The sequence below is a fragment of the Pedobacter cryoconitis genome (assembly GCF_014200595.1).
GTDB lineage: Bacteria > Bacteroidota > Bacteroidia > Sphingobacteriales > Sphingobacteriaceae > Pedobacter > Pedobacter cryoconitis_C.
Genome location: NZ_JACHCG010000004.1, coordinates 210,814 through 227,761 on the forward strand (window position 1 = coordinate 210,814; position 16,948 = coordinate 227,761).

A 16,948-nucleotide genomic window follows, 5' to 3' on the forward strand; every position below is an offset into this window, starting at 1 on the left:
CTATCTTTGCTTTCATACCAGATGCCAAGGGCTTTCTTATTCATTTATGTTTAACCGGTTCACACTCTCAAGCTTACGTACCTTACTCACAACAATCCTCCTGTTTGTCATTGGCCCGGCTGTTCATGCACAAAAAACAGTCAGCGTAAATGATAGTGTTAACCAGCATATCTTTAATTTCGGTGAAATAGAGTGGTTCAAAGATGCTCAAAACACACTCAGCTTTGAAAAAATAAGCAGCAAAGACTTTGATCAGCATTTCATCAAAAGTATAAAAAGCACACCGCAAACTACCGATCTCAAAGCAACCTACTGGTTTAGAATTAAGATCAAACACAATAGTAAAGCCAGTAAAAGATACCTGCTTGAATTTTTCGACCAGACAATAGACCATGTAACCGCCTATTTGCCCCAAAAGGACGGGCGCTATAAAATCAAAGAATTCGGTGATCAATTTAACTTTGATCAGCGCGAACTTCACCATAAAAATTTCGAACTGTACATCAATAATGACAATGATGAAACGCAGCTCTACTATTTCAAATTTAAATCCTCACAGATTTCTGATGCGATCATCGTACTCAGAAGCGTAGACTGGTTTATCTCCTACGCACTGGATGAATACTTTTATTTTGGTATTTTCTATGGAATGATCATGGTCTTTAGTTTCTACAACCTGATCATGTTTATCGCCATGCGGCAAAGGCAATACCTCTATTATGTACTGTACAACCTGAGTGTAGGTTTCTTTGAGATGAGTACAGATGGTATCGCCTATCAGTATTTATGGTCTTCGGCTACCGGATGGAACCAGATTGCCTATGCCTTTGCCCTGTACGCGACCAGTATATTCGCCTTGATGTTTACCAAAGAACTGCTCTTTGTGAAGGCTAATGCCCCGAAATTAAACAAGTTTATTCTTTATATCATCGGTATCCGAACGGCGCTGTTCCTTTACAGTTTATTGATAGACCAGTCCTTATTCACCTATAAGTTCCTGGAATTTATTCCCCTCGCCGTCGCTTTCTATACCGGTATTTACATTTACAAACAAGGTTATAAACCCGCTCGTTTCTTTGTTTTAGGCTATAGCTTCCTCTTTATTGGCTTTACCCTGAAATTCCTGATTATGCTGGGATTTGCCTGGTTAAACTTCGGGGTAATCAGCTATTATAGTCTGAGTTTCTGTTTTGTACTGGAAATGGTATTTCTTTCCTTTGCCATTGGCGATAAATTACGTATCCTGAAAACCAAAGAAGAAAAAGCACAACGTCAGATGATCCACCAGATGGCAGAAAACGTGAAGCTGAAAGATACCTTAAACCAGCAACTGGAAACTAAAGTAGAAGAACGCACCAAAGAAGTGTTTCATAAATCACTCATCATTGAAGCTAAAAATGCAGAGCTGCTTGCAGTAAATGACAGACTGCAACAGCAGGCAGAAGAAATATCGAGGATGAATATTCTGCTGGAACAAGACAACCAGGAACTTCAAACCAATGTAGAAAAAGTAACCCGTGACCGGGTGATGTCTGCCGATGTTGATTTTGAAGAATTCAGTAAAATCTATCCTGACAAAGACAGCTGCAACCTGTTTCTATCCGACCTCAAATGGAAAGACGGCTACAGCTGCCGTAAATGTAAAAACACACATTTCTATACCGGTCACATTGCATTTAGCAGAAGATGCAGCAAATGCGGATACGAAGAATCAGTGACCGCTTATACTGTTTTTCAAAATACCCGTATCCCAATCAATAAAGCATTTTACATGATTTTCCTGATCTATTCCAGTAAAGGAAAAATATCCTCTCACAAGCTTGCCGAAATACTGAATATCCGCCAAAGCACCTGCTGGACTTATGGTTCCAAGATCAAACTTTTGATGGAAGAGAGAAAAACGGTGTTAAAAAAGACCAGCAAAAATGGCTGGAGCCAGCTTGTACTCGAATAAAAACCATTAAAATCAGATTAATTCTTTAAGGGTATCAGAGCGTATCGTTTATACAAAGCTATGAACGGGATCTCTTTCTTTATGTGCTGTAAATCAGCTATAAACCAATATTTAACCTACGGTACTGAAGCGTATCAACATCGACATAAACATCTATATATCAGTGATTTATGTAAAAAATATTTGTTTAATATCTTGTTTTTAACAGATATTAGCCCTTAACTTTAACAATCAAATACAAACCTAAATAAGCAAATCATGACTAAAAATTTTACTCTTTTAATCATTTGCCTTTTATGCGGGATCTCTGTAGCCATAGCACAGAACATCAATATAAAAGGTGAAGTCAAAGATAATCAGGGCCTGCCTTTACCGGGAGTCTCGGTTAAAGTCGATGGCACCAGCAATGGAGTGATGACCAACAAAGATGGTATCTACACTTTATCTGCTCCAGGAAACGGCACACTTACTTTTTCATTTATAGGCTATAAAACGATTTCGCAAGCCATTAACAACAGAACAAATATTAATACCACTTTAACAGATGCAAATCAGGAACTGAATGAAGTAGTCGTGGTAGGTTATGGTTCACAGAAAAAGAAAGATATCACTTCTGCGATCTCTACCATCAGTGTTAAAGATGTAAGCGCACGCCCAATCATCAATACCTCTGAAGTTCTTGCGGGAAAAGCTCCCGGAGTACAGGTATTCAACGCATCAGGCGCACCAGGTGGTGGTAATTTCAGTGTAAGAATACGTGGAGCATCCTCACCAAACGGTTCTGAACCTATTTACGTTGTAGATGGAGTTGTGGTAAGAAACACTGAAAGTATAGATCCTAACAACATTGAATCAATCAGCGTACTAAAAGACGCTTCTGCTGCCGGAATCTATGGTTCATTAGGCGCTACCAATGGTGTGGTATTGATCACAACTAAAAAAGGAACAAGCGGGCAGACTAAGGTCGAAGTAAACATGTATGCAGGTAAACAGCAAATCATTAAAAAATTAGATATGCTGAATGCTGACCAGTACAAAGACCTGATTGCTGATGAATATACCAATAAAGGACAGAATGTACCAGCATTTCCAGCTAATTTCACTGCCGATAACAACTGGCAGGATCTGACCTACCGTTCTGCAAACCAAAGTGGAATTAATGTAGGTGTATCCGGCGGTACTGACAAAGGTACCTTCTATTTAGGATTAGGCCGCTTGCAACAAGACGGGATTGTATATGGTACTAACTTTAAACGTTATTCTACTAACCTGAGTTTAGAGCAAAAGCTGAAACCGTGGTTATCTGTAGGAACTAACATTGCTTACAACAGAACTGACGGACGTACCGTGAATGATAACCAGTCTGCTAACCGCGGCGGAACAATACTCGGTGCACTTTATGCCCCACCTATCCTTCCAATTTTCAATGCAAGTGGTAAATACCAGGCTAACACAGATAACGTATCTAACCCATTGGATGATATTTACAGTAATGAGAACCATTATGTAAAAAACAATTTACTGGGAAATGCACATGCTGAAATCACTTTGCCATTTAACATTAAATACCGTTCACAATTTGGTATTTCATTAAATAACTATAACAACGATACCTTCACTAACCCGCTAACTAATCAGGGAGCAAGCCAGGTTAATGGTATAGGATCCAATACAGCCAATGAAACCTTCCGTTATACCTGGGATAATACTTTAACCTACTCTACAGTAATCAACGGAAAACATAACATTACTGCTGTAGTTGGAACATCTGCTATAGAAGAAAAATATACAAACAGCTATTTATACGGTACTGGTTTTCCAGCAGGAATAAAGACATTAAATGCTGCAAGTGCGAATAAACAGATTTCTACTTTTAAAACAGACTGGACAAGTAATTCTTACTTTGGCCGTATCAATTACGGTTATAACGATAAGTACCTGTTAACTGCCTCATTAAGAGCTGACGGATCATCCAGAGCAGGTATTAATAACCAATGGGGATATTTCCCGGCAGTATCGGGAGCATGGCGTATTTCTAACGAAGACTTTTTGAAAGAAAATACAGTCATCAAAGACCTTAAACTAAGAGCAGGTTATGGTGAAGTAGGTAATTTACCTCAAACACTGTACAATAGCTACAGTTCACTGGATCCTTCAGCCTACTTATTTGGAGGAAACAGTGCTTCAGGTTACAGACCAGCTAATCCATTCGGTAATCCAGATCTGAAATGGGAAAGTACTAAAGGATTAAATATTGGTTTTGATCTATCTGTATTGAATGACAGAATAGCGTTCAGTGCTGATTACTACGATAAAAAAACAACTAACTTCATTTTCCCGGTAACTTTCCCAACTGCAATTTCGGGTAATGCAAATACTGGTTATTACAACTTACCAGGTAATATCTCGAACAAAGGGATTGAATTTTCAATAACAGGCAGAATAATTGCAAAAACAGATTTTTCATGGACTGCTAACTTAAATGCATCCTTCAATAAAAATTCTGTAAACGGTATGCCGCAGATCCTGGATAGCAAAGGTAATAACGTAGACCAGACCTTCCCATTCGGCGGTATAGGATTTGGTGGTAATGGAAACAACACCAACTTATCAATTGTTAAAAATGGTCTGCCATTAGGCGCATTTTACGGTTACCAATACACAGGTGTTGATCCAGCCAATGGAAATGCATTGTATAGAAAAGCAGATGGAACGATTACTGCAAAACCAGAAGCTGCCGATCAGACTTATCTTGGTAGTGGTTTGCCGAAAGGCGTATATGGCTTTACCAACAGTTTTAACTATAAAAGCTTAAGCCTTGATATCTTGATTGATGCAGTTACCGGAAACAAAGTTTACAATGCGACAAGAGTAGAAACTGAATCTATGTCTTCCACAGCTAATGCAAGTGCAGCAGTATTAGATCGCTGGAGAAAACCAGGTGATATTACTGATATCCCAGGTGCATTTTTTGGTGGTATAAATGCTGCGGGTACAACCAACACACTTCCATCATCACGCTTTGTTGAGAATGGTTCATTTGTACGTTTGAAATCAATCACGTTAAGCTACAGGATTAAAAACAGCTTGTTTGATAAGCAAGGTATACAGCTTACTGTATATGCTACAGCTCAGAACCTATGGACAATCACAAAATACAAAGGTTATTACCCTGAGGTCAACACCTTCAGTTCAAGCTCTCAGCAAGATGGTAAACTTGGTGCACCAAGCTCTACTGCTGTGGGTATAGATTACGGTACTTACCCGCAAACAAAAACATACACAGCAGGTCTGAATCTATCTTTTTAATCCTATCCTAAATTTTAAGAAATGAACAACTATCATAAAATATTAACCATTGCGATGTGCGGCTCAATTGGCCTGCTCTCCTCTTGTAAAAAAAGCTTTTTAGACAAACAACCAATCTCACAAGGAACCGCTGGAACCTATTACAAAACTGCCAGTGATGCCGAAGGTGGCCTGGTTGGTGTTTATCAGCAAGCCTTTTTAACAAACCAATACTGGGTTTGGGATTATATTACCAATGGTGATGCCCGTGCAGATAACTGTTACGCAGGTGGTGATAACCCGGACAACTTTGCAATTGATAACTTTCAGCTTACTCCGCAAAACGGAAATGCGACCCGTAACTGGCAGAATTTATATCAGGATATCTATGCAGCGAATATCGTACTGGATTATGTCCCTAAAATTGCAGCAGAACAATTTAAAGATAACAGACAACAAGAGATCCTGGGTGAAGCTAAATTTGTAAGAGCACTGGATTACTTCCAATTGGTAACGACCTACAGTGATGTACCAATAATTTTATCAACTGTTGATTTCCCGGCTAAACCAAGCAGAAACGCAGCAACAGAAGTTTATGCACAAATCGAGAAAGACCTGATAGACGCAGAAACTGCCCTGCCACTTACCGCAGCTTCAGTTGGTCATGCCACTAAGGGTTCAGCACAAGCTTTATTAGCTAAAGTATATGCACAAGAAGGAAAATATCAGCAAAGTCTGGACTATAGCAATAAAGTGATCAACTCAGGAAAATATGCACTGGTCCCTAATTTTGCTACTCTGTTTGATGGTACCAAGAACACGTCTGAATCTATATTTGAGATTCAGCACTCTTCTGCAAGTGGTTTTACCAGTTACAATGTTTCCTTATTCTTGCCTGCGAAATTTGGTACTTACTCTTTCAATAAGTTCAATCTTCCAACAAATGACCTGGTTAACTTGTATAAATCTCAAAACGATAATATCCGTTTGAATTCATCGGTTTATCTGGCAACTGTTGGCGCAGATGGCCTGGCTGCCGGAGATCCTATCCCGACACCATATACCGCTGCTTATGGTACAATTCCTTTCCTGTATAAGTGGAAAACCAATATTTCACAATACGGTGGTGGTACAGATAACACGATACTGCTGCGTTTAGCAGATATCATCCTGTTAAAAGCTGAAGCATTGAACCAGTTAGGTCAAACAGGGGCAGCAATTCCTTTAGTTAACCAGATCAGAGCCAGAGTTTCACTCGCGCCTATCACAGTAACTTCAAAAGACGATGTTGCTCTTGCCATTTTAAATGAAAGAAGAATGGAATTAGCATTTGAAGGTAATCGCTGGAATGACCTTTTAAGATTCGGTAAACAATACACAATTGACCTGATGAATAAACAAGTTGGCCCTGATGGAAAACCATTGAATTACAATGTAAGTCAGACCAAATTATTATTCCCTGTTCCATTTAATGAAATACAATTAGACGGGAACCTGACGCAGAACCCTGGTTACTAACGAAATTTATTATTGATCCCGAAGGCAGCTCAGGCTGCCTTCAATTTTTAAGCCCAAATAAACAATTAAGATGTATTTAAAAAAACCCCTCTCTGTTCTTTTGTTAATGCTCTCTTACGGAATAGCCGGTGCACAAACAAAGAATAATGCGAAAGTAGAAAGCCTGCTTCAGAAAATGACTCTGGAAGAAAAGGTAGGTCAGATGGCACAGATAACGTTAGACGTTATCGGAACCGGTAAAGATCGCTATACCAGTGATGAGCCCTTCTCTCTGGATCAAAAAGCAATGGAAAAAGCACTGATCCAGTATAAACTGGGGTCAGTATTAAATACATCAAATAACAGGGCAAGAACACCTAAGGTTTGGTATGAAATTATCAGCAAAATTCAGCAAACTGCGATGAAAGGAACCAAGAATGGTATTCCTGTCATCTATGGTATTGATGCTATTCATGGTGAAACTTATACCGCAGGTGCAACGATGTTCCCGCAGCAGATCGGACAAGCAGCGACTTTCAACAGGAGCCTGGTTCGCAGAGGTGCTGAAATCACAGCTTATGAAACCCGTGCAAGCTCTATTCCATGGGCATTCTCTCCTTTATTGGATTTAGGTGCTGATCCACGCTTCCCTCGTCAATGGGAAAGTTTCGGAGAAGATCCTTATTTAGTAAGTGAAATGGGTGTTCAGGCTGTAAAAGGTCTGGAAGGAGACAATAATGATGTTTCCAATCCATACCGTGTAGCTTCTTCAATTAAACACTTTTTAGGTTATCAAGTACCAATTTCAGGTAAAGACAGAACTCCTGCCTATATTTCTGATCAGGCTTTAAGAGAATATCACTTACCGTCTTTCAGAGCAGCTATTCATGCAGGTGCTAAAACTATTATGATCAACTCCGGAATTATCAATGGTGTTCCGGTGCATGCAAACTATAACCTGATCACTAAGTTGTTAAAAGAAGAATTAGGCTTTAAAGGTTTAGCAGTAACAGACTGGGGCGATATTGAGAACCTTTACAAAAGAGATCATGTGGCTAAAGACAATAAAGATGCGGTAAGAATTGCTATTAATGCAGGTATTGATATGTCAATGGTTGCTTATAACTATGAGCCATTCTGTGATGACCTGATTGCTTTAGTTAAAGAAGGTAAAGTTAAAGAAAGCCGTATCGATGATGCAGTAAGAAGAATCTTACAGGTAAAATTTGATTTAGATCTTTTCAACAAGCCAACAACCAATCCTAAAGACTATCCTAAATTTGGCAGCAAAGAATTTGAACTGGCTTCTTACCAGGCAGCAGCCGAATCTATTACGTTATTAAAAAATGCAGATCAGGCTTTACCATTGAACAAAGGAGTAAAGATTCTGGTTACAGGTCCTAACGCAAATTCAATGAGAACTTTGAATGGCGCATGGACTTATTCATGGCAGGGAGAAAAAGTAGAAGAATTCGCTGCTAAATACAATACTATCCTGAAAGCTTTAGAAAATAAAGCCGGCAAGCAAAACGTGACTTATGTACCGGGTGTGAGCTATAAAATGGATGGCAAATACTTTGAAGAATATGCAGACCAGTTAGATGCAGCTATCGCCGCAGCTAAAGATGTGGATGTAGTTGTATTATGTTTAGGAGAAAACTCTTATACCGAAACACCGGGTAACTTAAGCGATCTTTATCTTTCAGATCTTCAGACTGAGCTTGCACAAAAACTTGCAGCCACAGGTAAAAAGATCATTTTAGTTCTGAACGAAGGACGCCCAAGAGTGATTTCTAAGTTTGAGAACAAAATGAGTGCTGTAGTACAGAGTTATTTACCAGGTAATTTTGGTGGTGATGCTATTGCTGACATCCTTTTGGGTACAGTAAACCCATCAGGTAAATTGCCTTATACTTACCCACAGTATCCAAATGCTTTGTTTACTTATTACCATAAACCATCTGAATCACGCTCAACTACAGAAGGTGTTTACAACTATGATGCAGATTACAACCCTCAGTACGTTTTCGGATTTGGTTTGAGTTATACAACTTTCAAATACAGCCCGATCAAATTAAGTACTGCTGCTTTGAAAAAAGGAGAAACTTTAACAATCTCTGTGGATGTTACCAATACAGGTAAAGTTGCAGGTAAAGAAAGTGTATTGTTATTCACTTCAGACCTTGTTGCTACCTTAGTTAGCCCGGATGTAAAACGTTTAAGAGGTTTTGATAAAGTAGATTTAAAAGCTGGTGAAACTAAGACAGTAACTTTCAGGATTACTGCGGATGATTTAGGTTTCATTAATCCAGAAGGTCAGAAAGTAACTGAAGACGGGGACTTTACAGTACAAATCGGAGATCAGAAAATCAATTTCACTTACAATCAGTAATTATGAAGAAAAATATCTTATTTGCTTTTGCGATTGCGCTATCGGCGTGTTCAGCAAAAAGAACAGCAACAGATCCTAACCGGTCTGCTGCTGCTAACGGTGAAATTAAATACTGGCTCACTAAAGGCGATCAATCAGCCTTATTACAAGAACAGCCAAAAACTTTAAAATTTGGGACAGCTCAAGCTGCTAATCCAGTAATTAATGTTGATGAAACTCAGAAATTTCAAACTATTGATGGTTTCGGCTACACTTTAACTGGTGGTAGTGCTGGCTTAATCAATGCATTGGATGAAAAGACTAAAGATGCCTTATTGCAGGAACTGTTCTCTACAAAGAAAAACAGTATCGGTGTAAGTTACCTGAGAATCAGTATCGGCGCCTCTGATCTGAGTGCAGATAATTTTACTTACAATGAATTACCTGCCGGACAAACTGATATGAATCAGGATAAGTTTTCTATAGCTAAAGAAATGACAGATTTAGTGCCTATCCTGAAAAAGATTCTGGCAATTAACCCTGACATTAAGATCTTAGGTTCTCCATGGACTGCTCCTACCTGGATGAAAACTAACCATAGTTTTAAAGGTGGAAGCCTGAAACCGGAATATTATGAATCTTATGCTAAATACCTGGTGAAATATATCCATGCGATGAAAGCTCAGGGAATTACGATTGATGCGATTACGATTCAAAATGAGCCTTTACATCCTGGGAATGTTCCAAGTATGTATATGGAAGCAAAAGATCAGGCTATCTTCATTAAATCTGCTTTAGGCCCGGTATTTAAAGCTGCTGGTGTTAAAACAAAGATTATCATTTATGACCATAATGCAGATCGTCCTGATTATCCAATCACTATTCTGGATGATCCACAGGCAAAACAATATGTTGATGGATCGGCTTTCCACTTATACGGGGGCCAGATCAATGCGTTGTCTAAAGTGCATGAAGCACATCCGGACAAAAACCTGTATTTCACAGAACAATGGGTTGGCGGACCAGGTAAATTTGATGAGGAACTAAAATGGCATGTCTCTACCTTAATTGTCGGAGCAACCCGTAATTGGAGCAGAACTGTTTTAGAGTGGAATTTAGCCGCTGATCCTTTATATGGCCCACATACTGTAGGCGGCTGTAAAAATTGCTTAGGAGCGATTACAGTAGCTCCTGAAGTCACAAGAAACGTGGCTTATTACATTATTGGACATGCGTCGAAATTTGTAAGACCAGGGTCTTACAGAATCGGTTCTAACATTACTGACAATTTAGAGAATGTAGCATTCAGGACTCCTGATGGAAAAACTGCCTTGATCGTTGTCAATGGAAACACTGCTGAAAAAACCTTTAACATTCAATATAAAGGAAAAACAGTAGAAACTTCATTGCCGGCAGGTGCTGTGGCGACTTACGTTTGGTAATGTAAAGTTATTACGATAATTGCACTTTAAGTAAAGTTTCGATAACTCTTATAAAACAAGAAAACCCGGTAAATACCGGGTTTTCTTGTTTTATAAGAGTTATCTATTAGAGTTTAATTTCTATTATTTGATTAAAAAATAGGCAGTTCAGCAAAAGCTTCATTACTAATTCCCCACAAAACATCAGGTGCAAATTCTTGATATAAGATATATATACCAGGAACTTTTTCTAACAATAGGGGATAATAAACATCTTCAAGTAGTGATGTAGCAAGAGGCTCCTGATTTTCCATGTTTTTAAGAAAAATAATAGATGGCGATTCATAGAGTTCCCATATTTTTTTCAACACTCTCCTATTTATTATCAAGCTTGCTGGCTTAATTCTAAATAGAATTCTATTAAATTTATTATTCACATTAAAAAGACTTTCTTCTAATAAAAAATCAATATTCGCCTCTAAATCATTATCAAAATAGTTCAGACGTAAACCATAAAAATATACACCCGCCGTAGTTTCTAATAAGTGATTAATTAAGAAATCCCATTTCATTTCACTTATATCTAAATCATTAGTGAAATCTTTGATCGAAATTTCATAAGGATTTCGCATATCAATATCTAAATCTTTCATATCAAGTTATTTTTTGTATTTCCAAAATTGAAAAGGAGCTGATGGTGGATATTGCTTACTACTACCATATATATTTCCATCAATATTAAATCTAAAAGTAGAATGATTAGTCATTATCTGTGTTTTGTGATCCGGACCAGCACTGGGACTGAACCAAAGTCATGGATTACTCTGCTGCGTTTATAATGTGTATTATGTTATTTAGCTTTGGGCCGGTTCTTCTCCGGCAACAGAGCCAGCGAAAGGACAGCAAAAGACAGAGACAAGCGAGCCCTTTGCGAGCTGGCTGGATTTTGATGGACTGGAGGCGTGCGCACTACGGCTGGCCTGATCCAATTTGATAACCAATAATGGTTCTATCAGTATTGGGATCATCTTTCTTTTCCAGTAATTCATCCAGATACTGGAATACAACTTCCATATTCTTGTCCTGATTGTCTAACTTTTTCTTGATCTTTTCTACCTCCAGGCGTAGTTCTGTATGATCAGTTAACAATTGCCTGACCCGGGTGAATATCCTGATGATCTGTATATTTACCTCTATAGCCGTTTCACTGTTAAGCACACTCGATAACATCGCCACCCCCTGTTCAGTGAAAGCATAAGGAAGCTTCCGTAAGCCCATTTTCTCTTTATTGGATATCACATTTTGTGATTTCCAATCTGACAACTCTACTGCGCTCAGCTGAAACATGAAGTCAGCGGGAAAGCGTTTTTCATTCCGCTTGATAGCCTGATTCAATACACGGGTTTCTACCCCGTACATTTCAGCAAGATCACGATCTATCATTATTTTCTGACCTCTTATCAGATAGATTTTATTGATGATTAGCTCATCAGATATGGTTATGGGTTTATGTTCACTCATATTACAAAGGTATTCAGGTATGTATTCAACTTGGTTATTTATTTAAGTGGATGGTGTTTATTTAAAGCCTCATATCCACTCTTTAGCAGAATATGCTCGACATTGGAAGCAAGATTATGGAACTCAGGAAGCGAAAAGCATGGTTACAGGGAGACCTGGCCAAAGCCGTAGAAGCTTCAAGGGATATTATTGGAAAGTATAAACGCAATGAAAACAGCCCCTCTGTAGAGATGGCCTTAAAGCAGGCCAGGGTGTTTGATATTTCTGTAGATTATCTGCTGGGAGAAGGAAAGCATGCTGCTTATGACAAAGACACACTTAAGCGATTAGAAGATATACAGGTCTTAGACCAGGATACCAGGCTCATTCTATTTAACATCATAGATACCTTTCTAAGGAACGCTAAAGCCAGAAAAGCTTACGGACAGTAAATAACAAAGCCCGGCTTATAGCCGGGCTTTGTTATTTACTGTGGCACCAAAGGAAACCTCTTTAAAGGAGAAAAGTCACCTTTAAATACTTCTAACTCAAATAACTTTCCGTTGGAATCTAAAATCACAGATATAAAGACTGGAACCTGATCAACATCAGAAAAGTCAGCTTCAGCTAAAACTCTTGAATAAGCCCTATCATCTTTTCCTTCAACGATAACTTTTAGACTACCCATTCCCCCATCATTCATTTCCTTAACATTAACATCACTTAACTTATTAATTATATCTTGCCCCTCGATAGTATCCTTTATCATCCAGGTTATTAAAGCAATCTCTTCATCTTTTAACTTTCTTACTATCATTATCTAGGAGGTTTTATTGAACCTATGTTTATTTTCCCACCAGGCAGTTTCACACCGCTATAGCTTACTTCTACATTATTCACTATAACGGTACCTGTAATCCTTACTCCAGTTCTATATGTGGAAGCAGGCTTTATATCCTTTACAATTGCCGCTTTTACAGCTTCTACATTTAGTCCTTTTGCTTCGATATGTCTAGTTGCATGCCACATTTGCTCTGGAGTATTACCAAAGGACGGTTTAGGTTGGACAATACCGACCATACCATGAGCAAATGCTGTAAGTCCCATAGCTACATTCACTGGATCGCTCCATTGCGCTTTTACCTCCTGAAGCACAAAAGAGCCATAGCTCCTACTGCCATATAAATACTCAATTGCTGCTGCCTGTACATTTTCAGAACTTAAGAAATTGAATCCTGCCTGCTTTAAAGTTTTTTCGCTTATCGTTTGTTCAAATTGACCTCTCCAATAATCATTCCATCCTCTTGAATCTGCCTGACCTGTATTAGGAGTGCTTGACGCTTTCGCATTTTCACTAAATTCCTTAACCCTATCCCAAGGTACCTGATAAACATCATTACGTCCATCATTAGAATTAAAAGTGTTTTTCCGTTTGGATCTACATATCTTGTTGTAATTGATTCAGTAGACCTGCCATCAGGATCAATTATAGAAATAGGATTATTTGTAGCATAATTATAAGGTGACCAATGTTGATAGCTCTCCGCAAGCGGATCAATCGTGCTCCACCTTCCAATAACTGGATCATAGAAACGAGCGCCATAATCATACTCCTTTCAATTGTAAGAAGTCTCTCCAGCTATAGTGCGCTACATTTTTCTTCCATTCAGAACAACATAATTTTCTAATATATCAATCGAAAGATACTCATAACCAACCTTTATATTATGATTTATGTAATATGTATTAATGAAATCCTCTCTTTGTTTATAATCATAATATTTCACTTTATAAGATTTAAAGCTAAGGTCTACTGGTGCACCATAGTTATTACATATTACAAGTTGATCTGTCATCTTTCTTTTCCACACGAATGTTAAACTATTTTTATTCGTAGTTTCAAGATATTCACCACTAGGTTTCCATAACCCAATATATTTACCTGGGATAACAAGGCATTTTCCTCCAAGTCTTTTCCAGATAGTAATACATTCCGTTTTATCCTTATTATAATAAAAACTACGTTTTTCTACGAAATAGAAAGCACCTAATAGAAATACTATAAGAAATACAAACTTCCATTTTATATTTTTCATTTTTTATACCTCTTTATAAAAGAATTAAAATAACCTATTCCCTTGTTCCATCCAGCTTTCTGTGAGAGTTGTGTGGATGAACTTTCACTAGAAAAACCACGTTCCTGAATACTTTGAAGAGCGTCAAAACCCATCCGCGATTCACCCCAGCTAAGCCCTTCTCTTCCGGCTATATATCCTGCCGCATAATTCCCTATATCTCTTGCTGAAGCATAAACTTTCTCACCGTCCTTTTTATGGCCAAAAGGCATTCCGCGATAAAAATAGTCTGAATTATTTTGCTCGTCTTTTCCTCTATTTGGCCCAAGCCTTTTAAAATCATAATCTCCACCACCAACCCCATTCCACATATAACTAATTATACCTAAACTTTTATTTCCAATAATGTCATTATTAATAAACTTTAATCCGCTTCCATCTGTAGGATCAATAGTCCCCTTCCATTCATTAGTTTCACTATAATAAAATGACTCCATAGTTAATGACTCACCTATCGTTTCACCAGTACGTTTACCATCGGTACCAACTACATAAATATTTTTGTCTCCATCATTTACATTTCCTCCAACTACCTTATAAGTTCCATCATCATTTTCAGTTACGTCTGTAGAAAACATTCCATCAGGATCAATGAATCGGATTGGGTTATTATTCCCATAGACATAAGGCGCATATCTTCTGCCATCTTCAGAAAGTGGGTCTATCGTACTGAAACGCCCAATCACCGGGTCATAGAAACGAGCCCCGTAATCATACTGACCTAACTCATCTTGCAATTCCTTACCATTATACAAATACTTATTATCTAAAGATACTGGAGATCCTGATGATTTGCGTAATCCAAACGGATAATAATCATCACTCTGCAATCTTTCCATTTTATTTGTAGCGGGATTTTTATGAAAGCTGTAGCGTACATTTCCTAAATGATCTGTCAAATTATATTCATAACTATAGCTTGAGCCAATTTTTCTGGCAACACCAACTTCTGTATTTATAAATTCAATATTGCCATCCCTGTATTGAATTCCTCCAACATAATCTATAACTACATCACTACTAGTCTTCTTTAACTTATTTCCGGCAGCATCATATAAGTAAAAAAGTTTCAAACCCGTTATTTTAGCAGGAAGGTTCAAATCATTATACGTGATTGTCTGTCCATTCTTTCCATCAACAGTAGCATTCCCATTTTCGTCATAAGAATAAGCACTTATTTCATTTCCCCCTGTTATCTGGCTCAACTGGTTACCACTGTAAGAATAAGACCGTGTAACATCATCACGTTTTAAACTCTTAATGTTACCCATCAGATCATATGTAATGACTTCACTCATTCCACCACCAATGCCGCTTTCTAACCTATTCAACTTATCGTAAACATATACAAATTTGTCATTCAGCGTTTTTCCAGATCCCCATAGCTGATCTGAAATATTTCCATTGAACTGCGGGTTCGTCCCCTCCTCATAACGTAATTGTTGACTGAATTGATCAGAAGTACTACTTTTCAGCCATCCACGTTCATTATAAGTATAAATAGTCTTTTGTTCGCCATTGCTTAGTTCTTTCATTCTGAGCTGACCAACCTCATTATAATAATTCTGTAGCCCAGAGTGATAGAGCTACTAAATTCGATAGCATCCACATCTCCACCAAAGGTGTAAACTTTACCATCTTCAGTAGTAATCGTAAATTTATAAAAAGGTTTGGGAAGACTTTCTCTCGTCCCATTATTGGTTTGTCCTGTAGGAGCATAAAAATCTACAACAAGATCTTTATTTTCTACTTCTACTTTTATTCTTCTTCCATCTTTTGATTTGACCTTTATCTTTACAAGGCCATCAGTATCACGATACATATAAAAACTGGCATTAATTCCAGGCGCATTGACTATGAACTCATCGGGTTCACTATCGGCATAATTCGACTGGGTTCCCTCTCCTGCAGGAAAAAAATTAGTAAAACTCGCCTCACTTAACCAGTCAGTTCTATTTAACAGATACCCACGATAGAAATATCCATATACAGGATTACCATTAAATCCAGGACCACCTTCGCGTATAACGTCGGTGTTATTCCGCTCATCTTTGAATCCGTGAATGACTCTGGTAATTGATCCACCACAAGAAAGATTCCATCCCAGACTAACCCATGTAGGATGTTGCTGCACTTTAAGTCCACTTGCATAATAACTCAATTGTATAGGTACTTCTATATCCTTAACCTTAATAGTATGTATAGGAACTGCAATTTGAGGCAACCCATTGAAAAGATCAGTAGGGATTTGTCCATATCTTCCAAGTTCAGCTGCATTTGGTGTTTGCGGTAACACTTGAGCATTTAGCTTATACAGCGATATATAAAAAAAGTAGTATTTTTTTCTTCATAATGATTGTTTTTTTTTAAAGAGAATGCTGGTCATTCCCCAAATTTATGATTGAGAATATTTTTAAATAAAATTGATTTAAATATCAGATAGTCAATCTTCAGAGATTAACTGTAAAACAGTTATATGTTTTAATGGGGGCTGAGAGAGCATGCATTTTTCGTATAATTGCTTAACTATAATGTGTCGCAATATACAATATCAGTTAACTATAATTCATTATTAAAAAATAAAATAAGCCATAAGCATACTTTTATTTAACAAATAACATTAAATAATTACATAAACAGAATCCGTTAATAATCAATATGTTAAAAAAGAATATTACAAATCATTATTCAAAAGAAAATTCATCATGTGCTTTTTTTCTGGCTAGAATCTTGTCTTAAACAATCGATATACTTATTTTTAGCAGAGAAATCTGCATAAAAA

Annotated in this window: 13 protein-coding genes and 1 pseudogene; 6 read left to right on the forward strand and 8 right to left on the reverse strand. The window is 37.7% G+C overall.

Going from position 1 to position 16,948, the window contains the following annotated elements; genetic code table 11:
* Window positions 1-46: 46 nt before the first annotated feature.
* The 5 genes from HDE70_RS20675 (at window position 47) to HDE70_RS20695 (ending at window position 10,552) form a co-directional block, all read left to right on the forward strand.
* Window positions 47-1,954, forward strand: coding sequence for a 7TM diverse intracellular signaling domain-containing protein (locus HDE70_RS20675; RefSeq protein WP_183865873.1), 1,908 nt, complete (start codon window positions 47-49; stop codon window positions 1,952-1,954).
* A gap of 258 nt (window positions 1,955-2,212) precedes the next feature.
* A complete protein-coding gene (locus HDE70_RS20680) occupies window positions 2,213-5,263 on the forward strand; it encodes a SusC/RagA family TonB-linked outer membrane protein (RefSeq protein WP_183891721.1) in 3,051 nt (1,016 codons plus the stop codon).
* Window positions 5,264-5,284: 21 nt separating this feature from the next.
* Complete coding sequence (locus HDE70_RS20685; protein WP_183891722.1) at window positions 5,285-6,760, forward strand: RagB/SusD family nutrient uptake outer membrane protein; 1,476 nt, start codon at window positions 5,285-5,287, stop codon at window positions 6,758-6,760.
* 70 nt (window positions 6,761-6,830) lie between these two features.
* Window positions 6,831-9,131: a glycoside hydrolase family 3 N-terminal domain-containing protein gene (locus tag HDE70_RS20690; RefSeq protein ID WP_183891723.1), complete on the forward strand. Its 2,301-nt coding sequence runs from the start codon at window positions 6,831-6,833 to the stop codon at window positions 9,129-9,131.
* 2 nt (window positions 9,132-9,133) lie between these two features.
* Window positions 9,134-10,552, forward strand: coding sequence for a glycoside hydrolase family 30 protein (locus HDE70_RS20695; protein WP_183891724.1), 1,419 nt, complete (start codon window positions 9,134-9,136; stop codon window positions 10,550-10,552).
* A 131-nt stretch (window positions 10,553-10,683) separates the two neighbouring features.
* Here HDE70_RS20695 and HDE70_RS20700 read toward each other — a convergent pair whose 3' ends face one another.
* Together HDE70_RS20700 and HDE70_RS20705 are read right to left on the reverse strand one after the other, a co-directional pair.
* Entirely contained in the window at window positions 10,684-11,184 is a 501-nt protein-coding gene (locus tag HDE70_RS20700; protein ID WP_183891725.1) for a hypothetical protein, read from the reverse strand.
* A 316-nt stretch (window positions 11,185-11,500) separates the two neighbouring features.
* Window positions 11,501-12,052 carry an ORF6N domain-containing protein gene (locus HDE70_RS20705; protein ID WP_183891726.1) on the reverse strand — a complete coding sequence of 184 codons (552 nt, stop codon included), beginning with the start codon at window positions 12,050-12,052 and terminating at the stop codon, window positions 11,501-11,503.
* A gap of 92 nt (window positions 12,053-12,144) precedes the next feature.
* Here HDE70_RS20705 and HDE70_RS20710 point away from each other — a divergent pair, with 92 nt between their 5' ends.
* Complete coding sequence (locus HDE70_RS20710) at window positions 12,145-12,483, forward strand: helix-turn-helix domain-containing protein (RefSeq protein WP_183891727.1); 339 nt, start codon at window positions 12,145-12,147, stop codon at window positions 12,481-12,483.
* A 35-nt stretch (window positions 12,484-12,518) separates the two neighbouring features.
* Here HDE70_RS20710 and HDE70_RS20715 read toward each other — a convergent pair whose 3' ends face one another.
* The 6 genes and pseudogenes from HDE70_RS20715 to HDE70_RS20740 form a co-directional block, all read right to left on the reverse strand.
* Complete coding sequence (locus HDE70_RS20715; RefSeq protein ID WP_183891728.1) at window positions 12,519-12,848, reverse strand: DUF6984 family protein; 330 nt, start codon at window positions 12,846-12,848, stop codon at window positions 12,519-12,521.
* On the reverse strand, window positions 12,848-13,138 hold the full coding sequence (locus tag HDE70_RS20720) for a hypothetical protein (RefSeq protein ID WP_183891729.1): 291 nt from the start codon (window positions 13,136-13,138) through the stop codon (window positions 12,848-12,850). The genes HDE70_RS20715 and HDE70_RS20720 overlap by 1 nt, the downstream gene beginning before the upstream one ends.
* Before the next feature lie 152 nt (window positions 13,139-13,290).
* Window positions 13,291-13,629: pseudogene (locus tag HDE70_RS27520) on the reverse strand (RHS repeat domain-containing protein); the annotation flags it as partial.
* A gap of 51 nt (window positions 13,630-13,680) precedes the next feature.
* The gene (locus HDE70_RS20730) at window positions 13,681-14,127 is read right to left on the reverse strand and encodes a hypothetical protein (RefSeq protein ID WP_183891730.1); all 447 of its coding nucleotides are present in this window, start codon (window positions 14,125-14,127) and stop codon (window positions 13,681-13,683) included.
* Window positions 14,124-15,701 carry an RHS repeat domain-containing protein gene (locus HDE70_RS20735; RefSeq protein ID WP_183891731.1) on the reverse strand — a complete coding sequence of 526 codons (1,578 nt, stop codon included), beginning with the start codon at window positions 15,699-15,701 and terminating at the stop codon, window positions 14,124-14,126. Before HDE70_RS20735 ends, HDE70_RS20730 begins: the two co-directional genes overlap by 4 nt.
* Window positions 15,698-16,462: a hypothetical protein gene (locus tag HDE70_RS20740; RefSeq protein WP_183891732.1), complete on the reverse strand. Its 765-nt coding sequence runs from the start codon at window positions 16,460-16,462 to the stop codon at window positions 15,698-15,700. The genes HDE70_RS20735 and HDE70_RS20740 overlap by 4 nt, the downstream gene beginning before the upstream one ends.
* Between the last annotated feature and the right edge of the window lie 486 nt (window positions 16,463-16,948).

Bases quoted from the DNA above. Each gene is read 5' to 3' on its own strand.
- HDE70_RS20675 (WP_183865873.1), top strand. From the start codon at position 47: ATGTTTAACCGGTTCACACTCTCAAGCTTACGTACCTTACTCACAACA.
- HDE70_RS20680 (WP_183891721.1), top strand. From the start codon at position 2,213: ATGACTAAAAATTTTACTCTTTTAATCATTTGCCTTTTATGCGGGATC.
- HDE70_RS20685 (WP_183891722.1), top strand. From the start codon at position 5,285: ATGAACAACTATCATAAAATATTAACCATTGCGATGTGCGGCTCAATT.
- HDE70_RS20690 (WP_183891723.1), top strand. From the start codon at position 6,831: ATGTATTTAAAAAAACCCCTCTCTGTTCTTTTGTTAATGCTCTCTTAC.
- HDE70_RS20695 (WP_183891724.1), top strand. From the start codon at position 9,134: ATGAAGAAAAATATCTTATTTGCTTTTGCGATTGCGCTATCGGCGTGT.
- HDE70_RS20700 (WP_183891725.1), bottom strand. From the start codon at position 11,184: ATGAAAGATTTAGATATTGATATGCGAAATCCTTATGAAATTTCGATC.
- HDE70_RS20705 (WP_183891726.1), bottom strand. From the start codon at position 12,052: ATGAGTGAACATAAACCCATAACCATATCTGATGAGCTAATCATCAAT.
- HDE70_RS20710 (WP_183891727.1), top strand. From the start codon at position 12,145: ATGCTCGACATTGGAAGCAAGATTATGGAACTCAGGAAGCGAAAAGCA.
- HDE70_RS20715 (WP_183891728.1), bottom strand. From the start codon at position 12,848: ATGATAGTAAGAAAGTTAAAAGATGAAGAGATTGCTTTAATAACCTGG.
- HDE70_RS20720 (WP_183891729.1), bottom strand. From the start codon at position 13,138: ATGGGACTTACAGCATTTGCTCATGGTATGGTCGGTATTGTCCAACCT.
- HDE70_RS20730 (WP_183891730.1), bottom strand. From the start codon at position 14,127: ATGAAAAATATAAAATGGAAGTTTGTATTTCTTATAGTATTTCTATTA.
- HDE70_RS20735 (WP_183891731.1), bottom strand. From the start codon at position 15,701: ATGAAAGAACTAAGCAATGGCGAACAAAAGACTATTTATACTTATAAT.